This window comes from Pseudomonas sp. LS1212 (genome assembly GCF_024741815.1).
Taxonomy (GTDB): domain Bacteria; phylum Pseudomonadota; class Gammaproteobacteria; order Pseudomonadales; family Pseudomonadaceae; genus Aquipseudomonas.
This window is the reverse complement of the sequence record NZ_CP102951.1, coordinates 1,534,634-1,547,400: the sequence shown is the minus strand read 5'-3', so window position 1 is coordinate 1,547,400 and position 12,767 is coordinate 1,534,634. Positions and strand designations below refer to the sequence as shown.

Here is a 12,767-nt window from a genome sequence, read left to right as displayed (position 1 = left end):
TTGTTATAGGAAGGCTCAAAGCCTTACGCCTGGGGTCAGGGTTGCAGGCAGGCTCAGGCTGGCGGTTTCCAGCGAGGCAACCGGGTAAGCACAATAATCAGCCGCGTAATAGGCGCTGGCGCGGTGGTTGCCGCTGGCGCCGACGCCACCGAACGGCGCACTGCTGGCTGCGCCTGTCAGCTGTTTGTTCCAGTTGACGATACCGGCCCGGCTTTGCAGCCAGAATTGTTGGTAACGCGCCTCAGAGTCGGACAACAGTCCGGCGGCAAGGCCGTACTGCGTGTTGTTGGCTTCGGCGATGGCCGCATCGAAGTCGGCATATCGAATCACCTGCAGCAATGGCCCGAACAGCTCCTCGTCCGACCGCTCGGCCACTGCTGTTACGTCGACGATGCCCGGCGTCAGCAAGGCCGCCTTTGGCTGTGGCTGGGTCATTTCCAGCAGGGCCGCACCGCCATTGGCAAGCATTTGCGCCTGGGCATCGAGCAGGGCCTTGGCCGCGCCGAGCGAAACCACCGAGCCCATGAACGGCGCCGGCTGCTGGTCGAATGCACCGACCTCAATGCTCTTGGCCACTTCGACCAGACGCGCCAGCAGTGAATCACCCCAGGCGCCCTGCGGCACCAACAGGCGACGCGCGCAGGTGCAACGCTGGCCGGCCGAGATGAAAGCCGACTGAATGATGGTGTAGACGGCGGCATCGAGGTCGGCGACCTGATCGACCACCAGCGGGTTGTTGCCGCCCATCTCCAGCGCCAGGATCTTGTCCGGGCGGCCGGCGAATTGTTGATGCAGCAGGTTGCCGGTACGGCTGGAGCCGGTGAAGAACAGCCCGTCGATCCCCGGATGGCCGGCCAGGGCGATGCCGGTTTCCCGCGCGCCTTGCAGCAGGTTCAACACACCGGCCGGCAGGCCGGCCTCGATCCAGCACTTGACCGTCAGCTCAGCGACTTTCGGTGTCAGCTCGCTGGGTTTGAACAGCACGCTGTTACCGGCCAGCAATGCCGGCACGATGTGACCATTGGGCAGGTGGCCAGGAAAATTGTACGGGCCGAACACTGCCACGACCCCGTGCGGCTTGTGCCGCAGTACAGCGGTGGCATCAGCCAGAGGGCCGCTCTTTTCACCGGTACGTTCGCGGTAGCTCTGCACCGAGATGGCAATCTTGTTGACCATGCTGGTCACTTCGGTTGCAGATTCCCAGAGCGGCTTGCCGGTCTCCTCGCCGATGCAGTGGGCGAGTTCGTCGGCATTGGCCTTGAGGCTCGCGGCGAAGGCTTCAAGGATGGCAATGCGCTCTTCGAGCGGACGCGTCGCCCAGGCTGGAAATGCCTCGCGAGCGGCCTTGACGGCGCTATCGACCTGGGCGGCAGAAGCACCCTTGCCATTCCAGATCACCTGCTGAGTGACCGGGTTGAGCGATTCGAGTGGCTCGCCCTGGCCCTCTTGCCACGCACCTGCGATGTATAACGAACTCATTACTTGGCCTCCCGGGCAGCGGACATTGACACGGCACGAACCTGATCACCGGCGCTCAGGCGCAGGCGCTTGGCCGTCATGGGATCGACCACCAGGGTACCGGCCGCCAGACGTGCAGGTGCGGCAGTAATGCGGCAGTCCTCACGCTTGCGGTTGTGGATGATGAACGGCGTGGCGTCGTCCCCCGGTGTGCCGATGGCCAGCACCAGCGCCTGGCTGTCGTGCACCGCGCGGATCTTGCTGGTTTCGCATTCCACGGCAGGGCCCGCGTCGAAAATGTCGACATACCCCTGGTAGCTGAAACCTTCGCTCTTGAGCATGTTCAAGGCCGGCTCCGTGTCAGTGTGCACGCGACCGATCACCTCGCGCGCCGCTGGCGACAGGAAGCAGGTGTACAGCGGGAATTTCGGCATCAGTTCGGCGATGAACGCCTTGTTGCCGACGCCGGTCAGGTAATCGGCCTGGCTGAATTCCATCTTGAAGAAGTGCCGCCCCAGGCTTTCCCAGAACGGCGAGCGGCCATTGCTGTCGGACATGCCGCGCATTTCGGCGATGATCTTGTTGCCAAACAGTTCCGGGAACTCGGCGATGAACAGCATGCGTGCCTTGGACAGCAGGCGACCGTTGAGTCCGGTGCGGGCATCACTGCGCAGGAACAGCGAGCAGAGTTCCGAGTTGCCGGTCAGGTCATTGGCTAGGAACAGGGTCGGGATCTCGCGGTAGATGTTCAGCTCCTGCGAGGCGCTCACGGTCAAGCCGACCCGGTAGTTGTACCAGGGTTCACGCAGCCCCACGGCACCGGCGATGGCGGAGATACCGACGACCTGGCCGTTGTCATCCTCGAGCACGAACAGGTAATCGGCGTCGCCGCGGCCGGCCTCGCCACGGAAGGTCTTCTCGGCCCAGCCGACACGGTGCGACAAGCGCTCTTCGTTGGCCGGCAAGGTGGTCAGGCCGGTGCCGGTGCTGCGCGCCAGCTCAATCAGCGCAGGTAAATCGCTGCTGCGTACGGGACGAACGATCATGCTTTCTCCTCAGGCGAACGCCCCAGGGCGTCCGCAGAACTCGACCGGTAAATACCAGGTATCAAACCGCTACCAGGCGCACGCTGGCGCCCTCGCCGACACCCAGGGCCTCGGCTGTCTCAAGATTCAGGTTGACCGGCTTGCCCGGCACCCAATCGAGTTCGAGCAGCACGGCGCGGTAATCCTGCAGCTGGCCGTTGGCAACCAGATAAGGCCGCCCGCCCTTGACCACGGTTTCGTCGATCTTCACCGGCACGACCCGGCTCTGGGCAATCGAACGAATCCCCGACGCCCGCGCATGCAGCGTCGGGCCACCGTCGAAGATGTCGATGTAGTGATCGGTCTCGAAGCCTTCGCGCATCAGGATGTCAAAGGTGACCTGGGCCCGCGGGTGCACCTGGCCCATCGCCTCCTGGGCGGCGTCCGGCAGCAGCGGCACATAGATCGGGTAGTGCGGCATCAATTCGGCGAGAAAGGTGCGGCTCTTCAGGCCACACAGGCGCTCGGCCTCTGCATAGTTGAGGTCGAAGAAGTTGCGCCCGATCGCGTCCCAGAACGGCGAATCACCGTTCTCGTCGCTATAGCCGACGATCTCGGTCACCACCGAGTCGGCAAACCGCTCCGGGTGGTTGGCCATGAACAGCAGGCGGCCACGCGAGTTGAGCTCGGTCCAGGAGGTGCCAACCAACTCGGGCACCACATAGAAGCTGGTCAACAGGCTGTTGCCGGTCAGGTCGTGGCACTGCGACAGCACGTGGATCTTGTTGTGGATCTTCAGCTCGCGCGAAGCATGCACAAAAGTCTCGTTGCGAAAGCTGTAGAAGGGTTCGGAATAGCCGGCCGAGGCCACGATCGCCGAACAGCCGACCAGCCGGCCGGTCGCGCTGTCTTCGAGCACGAAGAAATAGCTTTCCTCGCCGTTGAAGCTGACTTCGGCAGCGAACGACGCTTCGGAAGCGGCAATCTTGTCGCTCAGGCGACCGGCATCGTCGGGCAAGGAGGTGACACCAATCGGGCTGTCTGCAGCCAGACGCTGTACTTCGCCCAAATCAGCCATTTGCGCGGGGCGCATCACCAGCATGGTGTCACTCCTTTCAAGGAAATCAGGCCGGCATCCGCCGACACGAGGGAACAGGGGACCGGGTGCGCAATCACGCACTCGGTATGGGAGTCAGGTCCGGCGGCCCTGCAGGCCGCCGAAGGTTGCCGCAGCCGGATCAGGCCTGGGTCAGTTTCGCCACTGCGCGTTCGAAGCGATCCAGGCCCTCGTCGATGTCGGCATCGTCGATCACCAGGCTCGGGGCGAAACGCACCACGTCGGGACCGGCTTGAAGAATCATCAGGCCTTCTTTTTCAGCAGCGTTGAAGACGTCCTTGGCCTTGCCTTTCCAGGCATCGCTCAGGACGCAACCGATCAGCAAGCCCAAACCGCGGATCTCGGTGAACAGTCCGTATTGCTGGCCGATCTTTTCCAGTCGGGTGTTGAAGCGCTCGCGCTTGGCCTTGACGCCAGCCAGCACCTCGGGGGTATTGATAACATCGATGACCGCATTGCCGACGGCGCATGCCAGCGGGTTGCCGCCGTAGGTGGTGCCGTGGGTGCCCACGACCAGGTGCTTGGCCAGCGCTTCGGTGGTCAGCATGGCGCCGATCGGGAAGCCGCCGCCCAGGCTCTTGGCGCTGGACAGGATGTCGGGGATGACACCGTAGTGCATGTAGGCGAACAGTTCGCCGCTGCGGCCCATGCCGGTCTGCACTTCGTCGAACACCAGCAGTGCGTTGTGCTGGTCGCACAGCTCGCGGGCGCCCTGCAGGTACGCAAGCTCGGCCGGCAGCACGCCGCCCTCGCCTTGCACCGGCTCGATCACGACTGCGCAGGTCTTGTCCGAGATCGCAGCTTTGAGCGCGTCCAGATCGTTGTAAGGCACGTGGGTGATGCCGGTGATCTTCGGACCGAAACCGTCGGAGTACTTCGACTGGCCACCGACGTTGACGGTGAACAGGGTACGCCCGTGGAAGCTGTTGAGCGTGGCGATGATCTCGTATTTTTCCGGACCGAAGCGATCGTGAGCGACACGGCGCGCCAGCTTGAAGGCGGCTTCGTTGGCTTCGGCACCGGAGTTGCAGAAGAACACGCGCTCGGCGAAGGTCGCGTCGACCAGCTTCTTGGCCAGGCGCAGGGCTGGCTCGTTGGTGAAGACGTTGGAGACATGCCACAGTTTATTGGCTTGTTCGGTCAGCGCACCGACCAATGCCGGGTGGGCATGACCAAGCACGTTCACGGCGATACCGCCGGCAAAATCGATCAGCTCTCGGCCCGCCTGATCCCAGACTCGGGAGCCCGCACCGCGCACGGGAATGAAACCCGCGGGAGCGTAGTTGGGGACCATTACCTGGTCGAAATCGGCGCGTTGCACTTGAGCTTGCTCAACGGACATCGGAGTCTCCTGAAGAGGAACGCCTGCCTGGAACTGGCTAGCGATGAGGGGATTGTAAGGACTGATTTCAGCTTGGCCTTGCCGCCAAGCGACAACTTCTTATAGCGCCAAACCCTGTTTTACCGAGGGTTGCGGCAATGCGACAAATAACTTCGCAAAGGCGCAGTTTAACGGAAATCAGAGAGGACGGCCGCTCTGCGGCCGATCGCGGGCAAGCTCGCTCCCACAGGGATTTTTGCCAGACAGATTACCCGTGTAGCTTGGAGAACTCTGTGGGAGCTGGCTTGCCAGCGATAAGGCCCGAAGGGCCTTCATTCAGGATAAATCAACCGCGCTCAGCTGGCGCCGAAGACAACTCAAACGGACTGCTGCTGCGCCGCTGGTTCCGGTCTTCACGCGGCGTCGCGCCGAAGAAGTTGCGGTAGGCACTGGAGAAATGCGGCCCGGAGGAGAAACCGCAGGACAAGCCGATCTGAATGATCGACTTGCTGGTTTGCATCAACATCTGGCGGGCCTTGTTCAGGCGCAGTTCCAGGTAATACTGGCTTGGTACGCGATTGAGGTACTGCTTGAAAATCCGCTCCAGCTGCCGCCGCGAAACACATACATGCTGGGCAATTTCGTCGGTGGTCAGCGGCTCTTCGATATTCGCTTCCATCAACAGCACAGCCTGGGTCAGCTTCGGGTGGCTCGAACCCAGACGGTTCTGCAACGGAATGCGCTGACGCTCGCCACCCTCGCGAATGCGCTCGACCACCAACTCCTCGGACACCGCGCCGGCAAGCTCGGCGCCATGGTCCCGGGCCAGTACGGCCAGCAACAGATCCAGCACCGACATGCCGCCGCAAGCGGTCAGGCGATCGCGATCCCAGTCGAACAGATGGCTGGTGGCGATAACCTTGGGGAACCGCTCGACGAAGTCATCCTGCCAGCGCCAGTGCACAGCCGCCCGATAGCCATCGAGCAAACCCAGTTGTGCCAGTGGATAGACACCGGCAGACAAACCGCCGACCACACACCCGGCGCGCACCAATTGCTTGAGCGCGCTGCCCAGCGTGGAGTTGAGCGCCACGGGGGGCTCGTCGGCAAGCAGGAAAAGCTTCTGACAGCCTTCCAGGCGCCCGCCCCAGGGTTCACCCGGCAAGCGCCAGGCACCTTCCTGTGGCGGCTCGGCCTGGAGGAACAGCAGCTCGTAGACCACATCCGGATGCACTTTTTGCGCGACCCGCAACGCCTCTTCCGCCAGCGCCAGAGTCAGGGCTTTGGTGCTGGGCCAGATGAGAAAACCGATTCGCTGGGTTGTCATGACGTGCGGTCCGAAACCTGAATTGTGTCAAAGGCCGGAGCAGCCTGCACTCCGACGGGAAAGAGCCTGGTCAGGCTACGCAGGGCGCGTAGCATGACCTATTTTGGTGCGCAGCGGCAGTCTTGAAATATTTCGACTACTTCAAGCTGCCCGAAAGAAATTGCTGCAAACGCTCGGACTGCGGGTTGACCAGCACTTCGCGAGGGTTGCCAGCCTCCTCGACCAGCCCTTTGTGCAGGAACACCAACTGGTTGGAGACCTCACGGGCGAAACCCATTTCGTGGGTAACCACGACCATGGTGCGCCCTTCCTGCGCCAGCGACTGCATGACCTTGAGCACGTCACCGACCAGCTCAGGGTCGAGCGCCGAGGTCGGCTCGTCGAACAGCATCACTTCCGGCTCCATGGCCAGCGCCCGGGCAATGGCCACGCGCTGCTGTTCGCCACCGGACATGTGCCCTGGATAGGCATCCTTGCGATGGGACACGCCGACCTTGTTCAGGTAATGCTCGGCCTTCTCCAGCGCATCCTTCTTCGACATGCCCAGGACATGCACCGGCGCTTCGATGATGTTCTCGAGCGCGGTCATGTGCGACCACAGGTTGAAGTGCTGGAACACCATCGACAAGCGCGAACGCATGCGCTGCAGCTGCTTGGGGTCGGCGGCCTTGAGGGCGCCGTCCTTGTTCGCTACCAGCTTGAGCTCTTCATTGTTGAGCAGGATCCTGCCGGCATGGGGCTGCTCGAGCAAATTGATGCAACGCAGGAAAGTACTCTTGCCCGAGCCGCTGGAGCCAATGATGCTGATGACATCACCCGCCTTGGCTGCCAGGGACACACCCTTGAGCACTTCATGACTGCCATAGCGTTTATGCAGGTCTTGGACTTCAAGTTTGTACATGCTGTCGATTCTCACAAAGCAGTCAGTCGTTGAGCACACGCCCGCGACGAAAAGGTTGGCGCCCAGCCAGCTTGACCGGGCGCTGCATGTCCATTAGCCCTTGCGCGGCGCCAGGTAACCAAGCCAGCGGCGTTCGGCCAGCTTGAACATCCGGACCAGAATGAAGGTCAGGCACAGATAGAACACGCCCGCGGTGATGTAGGCCTCGAACGGTAGGTAGTACTGGGCGTTCACGGTACGGGCCGCGCCAGTGATGTCGATCAGGGTCACGATGGACGCCAGACTGGTGGTCTGCAGCATCATGATCACTTCGTTACTGTACTGCGGCAACGCCCGGCGCAGGGCCGATGGCAGCAGAATGCGCCGGTACATCTTGACCCGCGACATGCCCATGGCCTTGGCAGCCTCGATTTCGCCGTGCGGGGTGGCCCGCAGGCTGCCAGCGATGATTTCGGCGGTGTAGGCGCTGGTGTTGATGGCAAAGGCCAGGCAGGCACAGAAGGTCGCGCTCGACAGCCATGGCCAGAGGAAGCTCTCGCGTACCGCTTCGAATTGCGCCAGGCCGTAGTAGATCAGGAACAACTGCACCAGCATTGGCGTGCCGCGGATCACATAGGTGTACAACCAGGCCGTCATGTTGACCAGCGGCTGCCTGGAAACCCGCATCAAGCCCAGCGGCACGGCTGCCAACAGACCGAACAGCAAGGACAGCGCCAATAGTTTGAGCGTGGTCAGCAGGCCGTTCAGGTACAGCGGCAGGCTTTCGAGGATGACGTTGTAGTCGAAAATCATAGGTCAGCCGCCTTTACGCCTACCGAGTAGCGCTTCTCGAGGTAACGCAGGGCCAGCAGCGAGACACTGGTAATCACCAGGTACATGGCCGCCACCGTCAGGAAAAAGGTAAAAGGCTCGCGCGTGGCATCCGCCGCCTGCTTGGCCTTGAACATCATGTCTTGCAGACCGACGACCGAGATCAATGCCGTGGCCTTGGTCAATACCAGCCAGTTATTGGTGAAGCCGGGAATCGCCAGGCGAATCATCTGCGGCACCAACACCCGGAAGAAAATCTGCAGGTTGCTCATGCCATACGCCGAACCCGCTTCGGCCTGCCCCTTGGGGATGGCCATGAAGGCACCACGGAAGGTTTCCGACAGGTAAGCCCCAAAGATGAAGCCCAGGGTACCGATACCGGCCGCCAGCGGATTGAGGTCGATGTAGTCCTCGTAACCCAGCAGGGGTGCCACGCGGTTGAGCAGGTCCTGGCCTCCATAGAAAATCAGCAAGATAAGCACCAGGTCCGGGATCCCACGGATGACCGTGGCATAGAGATCACCGAGCCAGGCCAGCCAGCGTACCGGCGACAAGCGCAGCGCGACACCGATCAGACCCAGAACAATGGCCAGGGCCATGGATGACAAGGCGAGCTGCAGCGTCAACCATGCGCCATCGAGGATGACAGCCCCGTAGCCTTTCAACATGATTCAGGTCCTCGAAAGTTGGGATGAAAAAATGGCGCAAACTTCAGCGATCCTGTTGCTTGCGCCATTTCGGACTTACCGCTGCGACATATTTACTTGCCGTAAATATCGAACGCGAAGTACTTGTCCTGGATTTGCTTGTACTTGCCGTTCTCGCGAATGGCAGCGATCGCGGCGTTAATCTTGTCCAGATTGGCCTTGTCACCCTTGCGCACAGCGATACCTACGCCATCACCAAAGTATTTGACATCGGTAAAGGCTGGCCCGACAAAAGCAAAGCCCTTGCCTGCATCGGTTTTCAGGAAGCCGTCATCCAACAGGGTAGCGTCTGCCACAGTGCCGTCGAGGCGGCCAGCGGCCAGGTCCAGGTAGATTTCGTTCTGCGAACCGTAAGGTTTGACTTCGGCACCCAGTGGCGCGAGAACTTCCTTGGCGAAGCGATCATGGATCGAGCCGCGCTGCACTCCGACAGTCTTGCCCTTGAGTTCGGACATGCTGTCACTGACCTGAGTACCTTCTTTCATCACCAGGCGAGCCGGGGTGTTGTAGTACTTGCTGGTGAAGTCGACCGACTTCTTGCGATCTTCAGTGATCGACATGGAAGACAGGATCGCGTCGATCTTGCGCACTTTCAGTGCAGGGATCAGGCCGTCGAATTCTTGCTCGACCCAGACGCACTTGACCTTCATTTCTTCGCACAGGGCATTGCCGATGTCGTAGTCGAAACCGACGATGCTGCCGTCCGGTGCCTTGGAGGCGAATGGAGGGTAGGCGGCTTCGATACCGATTTTCAGCGGCTTTTCATCGGCAAAGGACGACAGCGACAGCACGGACAGCGCCAGGGCGCCAAGAAACGCGAGTTTTTTCATCTCAGGACTCCATCGGTAAAGGGCGAAACAAGGCAGAGTGAGCGGCAAGCCCAATATGCGAATGAGTACAGCAGAGAAATACAGTGCCCTGCGCGTGCCGACGGGTGTCAGAACGCCACGAGCCAGTGATCAGCATTTTAACGACAGCCCCGAAGTCGATATTTCTTCAATGCGACAACTAGTTACAGAAGCGCTGGAAATGTGACTTGGAAGAATTGACAGCCCGCGCAGATTATGCGAAAGCAAAAGAAATAAAACCTGTTTATAAAGCAATTTGCGGGCCTATTATTGGCAAAGCCCTCTAATCCGGCAAGTCCAGCGAGCAATCTTGTTAAAAATGGCTCGTAAAAGTCCCCGAAACCCTCACTCAATGTGTCGCTTCGACCCGAAATTGTGCATCACCGGTGACAGCATTGGTTACCGGAGAATTCACAAGTAACAGTAGGACGTTTCTTTTTGTTAGCCGATTTCTCCCGGCTTTGAAAACGCAGCCGCTAAATCGCCCGAATGAAAAAAACCCCGCGCGGCAAGTAGCCGGGCGGGGCCTGGACGACACCTGTAACTATCAGGCGACGTTCATGGTCTTGTGCGTATCGATCAGGTGCTGCACCACACTCGGGTCGGCCAGGGTGGAGATATCGCCCAGGGCGTCATACTCGGCCGTGGCAATCTTGCGCAGGATACGCCGCATGATTTTCCCGGAACGGGTCTTGGGCAAGCCTGGCGCCCACTGGATCACATCCGGCGAAGCGATCGGGCCGATCTCCTTGCGCACCCAGTTTCTCAGCTCGATGCGCAGCGCGTCGTTGGCCTCCTCGCCACCGTTGAGGGTGACATAGACATAGATGCCCTGCCCCTTGATGTCGTGCGGCACACCGACCACGGCCGCTTCGGCGACTTTCGGGTGGGCGACCATGGCACTCTCGATCTCGGCCGTGCCCATGCGGTGGCCGGAGACGTTGAGCACGTCATCGACGCGACCGGTGATCCAGTAGTAGCCGTCTTCATCGCGACGGGCGCCGTCACCGGTGAAATACATGCCACGGAAGGTCTTGAAGTAGGTATCGACGAAACGGTCATGGTCGCCGTACAGGGTCCGCGCCTGGCCCGGCCAGGAATCGAGAATCACCAGGTTGCCCTCGGCCGCGCCCTCGATCAGGTTGCCCAGGTTATCCACCAGCGCCGGCACCACGCCGAAGAACGGGCGGGTCGCCGAGCCCGGCTTGAGCGCCGTTGCGCCCGGCAATGGGCTGATCAGTACGCCCCCGGTCTCGGTCTGCCACCAGGTGTCGACGATCGGGCAGCGTTGCTGGCCGACCGTGTTGTAGTACCAGTTCCAGGCTTCGGGGTTGATCGGCTCGCCCACCGAACCGAGCAGGCGCAGGCTGGAGCCATCGGCGCCGGCCACGGCCGCCTGCCCTTCGGCCATCATGGCGCGGATCGCGGTTGGCGCGGTGTAGAGGATGTTGACCTGGTGCTTGTCGATGATTTTCGACACGCGGGTGATGTCCGGATAGTTCAGCACACCCTCGAACAGGACGGTGGTGGCGCCGTTGGCCAGCGGCCCGTAGACGATGTAACTGTGGCCGGTGACCCAACCGACGTCGGCGGTGCACCAGTAGACCTCGCCCGGCTTGTAGTCGAACACCCGCTCATGGGTCAGTGCGGCATACACCAGGTAACCGCCGGTGGTGTGCTGCACGCCCTTGGGCTTGCCGGTGGAGCCGGAGGTGTAGAGGATGAACAGGGCCTCTTCGGCGCCCATTTCCTTGGGGGCGCAATGGCTCGACGCAACCTTCATCAGGTCTTCGTACCAGATGTCGCGATGCTGGTGCCAGGCGATGTCGCCACCGGTGCGCTTGCACACGATGATTTTCTGCACGCTGGCGGTTTCCGGGTTGGTCAGCGCCAGGTCGACATTGGCCTTGAGCGCCGTCCGCTTGCCGCCACGCAGGCCTTCGTCGGCGGTAATCACCACTTTGGACTTGCAGTCGATGATCCGCCCGGCCAGGGCTTCGGGCGAGAAGCCACCGAACACCACCGAGTGGATCGCGCCGATGCGGGCACAGGCCAGCATCGCCACCACGGCCTCGGGGATCATCGGCATGTAGATGGTGACCACATCACCACGGTGCACATCCTGACCGCGCAGGGCGTTGGCGAACTTGCAGACCTCGGTGTGCAGTTCGCGGTAGGTGATGTTGCGATGTTCGGAAGGATCGTCGCCTTCCCAGATGATTGCCACTTGATCGCCGCGCTCGGCCAGATGACGGTCGAGGCAGTTGTAGGAGACGTTCAGCGTACCGTCGGCAAACCATTTGATATCGACATGGTGGTCGTCGAAGGAGGTCTGCTTGACCTTGGTAAAGGGCTTGATCCAGTCGAGGCGCTGGGCTTGCTCGCGCCAGAAGCCGTCCGGGTTGATCACCGACTGCTGGTACATGGCCTTGTAGGTGGCCTCATCGGTCAACGTGGTGGCCGCTACCTCGGGACGAACGGGATACAGGGAAGCCGCACTCATCTTTGTTACCTCGGTGGAATAGTTGTTTTTGTATGGGCTGTTTGTAACTGTACCAGACCCGATAAACCATTCGACGTTGGTAGTAACAATCCTCTTTTTGCCCTGAATTGTGCGGCAACCGCTCAAGCCCGGACCTTGCACCCACGTACCAATTCAGACCCCGTTCGGCCCTCGCACCACCCGCCCGGCCGTGAGCGACCCGATTGTTACCAGTTCCGTAAAAAGTGTTTATCAAAAGCCGCTCTGTTTTGAACTTTGGCCGCCACCTAAACTTCACTCCGCCAATCAAGGCAACGCGATTAACACATTGCAACAGCCCCCACGAAGGCACGTTAATCCTGAACTAATCCCCGACGTTCAATTTGGTTCCACACGTAGCCCCACAAGGGCTACGTGACCTCTTACGACCGTAGAAAAGGTAAACTCGCGATGAAAGCTCTATTGGTACTGGCACTGAGTACTTTGTGCGCCACGGCAATGGCTGAAGAAGTTACAACCGATGTAGCTGAACAGATCCCGGTTGAACAGTACACATACTCGAAACACTTGGACATTGCCAAGGTCATTTCGATGACCGCAATCCCCAACGTCTGCGAAGTGATACCGGCGCGCATGACCTACGAGGACTCGCAGGGCAAGAAGCACATTCTCGAATACCGCGTAATGGGCAACGGTTGCTCCAACGGCTGATTCAAGCGAGCTCGCAGCGGCGCCTCCTCTGTCGATACAAGAGGCGCGCCGCCGACCTCG

Annotated in this window: 11 protein-coding genes; 1 reads left to right on the top strand and 10 read right to left on the bottom strand. The window is 60.8% G+C overall.

Features of this window, described 5'->3' with window-relative positions:
• Window positions 1-15: 15 nt before the first annotated feature.
• From astD to acs, 10 genes are all read right to left on the bottom strand, one after another.
• Window positions 16-1,479, bottom strand: a complete 1,464-nt coding sequence (gene astD / locus NVV94_RS07240; protein WP_258446538.1) for a succinylglutamate-semialdehyde dehydrogenase — start codon at window positions 1,477-1,479, stop codon at window positions 16-18.
• Window positions 1,479-2,504: an arginine N-succinyltransferase gene (gene astA, locus NVV94_RS07235; RefSeq protein ID WP_258446537.1), complete on the bottom strand. Its 1,026-nt coding sequence runs from the start codon at window positions 2,502-2,504 to the stop codon at window positions 1,479-1,481. The genes astD and astA overlap by 1 nt, the downstream gene beginning before the upstream one ends.
• A gap of 61 nt (window positions 2,505-2,565) precedes the next feature.
• Complete coding sequence (gene aruF, locus NVV94_RS07230) at window positions 2,566-3,585, bottom strand: arginine/ornithine succinyltransferase subunit alpha (RefSeq protein WP_258446536.1); 1,020 nt, start codon at window positions 3,583-3,585, stop codon at window positions 2,566-2,568.
• A 136-nt stretch (window positions 3,586-3,721) separates the two neighbouring features.
• Window positions 3,722-4,942, bottom strand: coding sequence for an aspartate aminotransferase family protein (locus tag NVV94_RS07225; RefSeq protein ID WP_258446535.1), 1,221 nt, complete (start codon window positions 4,940-4,942; stop codon window positions 3,722-3,724).
• A gap of 325 nt (window positions 4,943-5,267) precedes the next feature.
• A complete protein-coding gene (gene argR, locus NVV94_RS07220; protein ID WP_258446534.1) occupies window positions 5,268-6,248 on the bottom strand; it encodes a transcriptional regulator ArgR in 981 nt (326 codons plus the stop codon).
• Between the two features lie 136 nt (window positions 6,249-6,384).
• Window positions 6,385-7,149 carry an ABC transporter ATP-binding protein gene (locus tag NVV94_RS07215; protein ID WP_258446533.1) on the bottom strand — a complete coding sequence of 255 codons (765 nt, stop codon included), beginning with the start codon at window positions 7,147-7,149 and terminating at the stop codon, window positions 6,385-6,387.
• 93 nt (window positions 7,150-7,242) lie between these two features.
• On the bottom strand, window positions 7,243-7,941 hold the full coding sequence (locus NVV94_RS07210; RefSeq protein ID WP_258446532.1) for an ABC transporter permease: 699 nt from the start codon (window positions 7,939-7,941) through the stop codon (window positions 7,243-7,245).
• Window positions 7,938-8,627: an ABC transporter permease gene (locus NVV94_RS07205; protein ID WP_258446531.1), complete on the bottom strand. Its 690-nt coding sequence runs from the start codon at window positions 8,625-8,627 to the stop codon at window positions 7,938-7,940. Before NVV94_RS07205 ends, NVV94_RS07210 begins: the two co-directional genes overlap by 4 nt.
• A 92-nt stretch (window positions 8,628-8,719) precedes the next feature.
• A complete protein-coding gene (locus tag NVV94_RS07200) occupies window positions 8,720-9,496 on the bottom strand; it encodes an ABC transporter substrate-binding protein (protein ID WP_258446530.1) in 777 nt (258 codons plus the stop codon).
• Between the two features lie 565 nt (window positions 9,497-10,061).
• A complete protein-coding gene (acs, locus tag NVV94_RS07195) occupies window positions 10,062-12,017 on the bottom strand; it encodes an acetate--CoA ligase (protein ID WP_258446529.1) in 1,956 nt (651 codons plus the stop codon).
• Window positions 12,018-12,446: 429 nt separating this feature from the next.
• On the opposite strand from acs, the gene NVV94_RS07190 reads away from it, so the two are divergent.
• Window positions 12,447-12,707, top strand: coding sequence for a DUF2790 domain-containing protein (locus NVV94_RS07190; protein WP_258446528.1), 261 nt, complete (start codon window positions 12,447-12,449; stop codon window positions 12,705-12,707).
• Window positions 12,708-12,767: the final 60 nt, after the last annotated feature.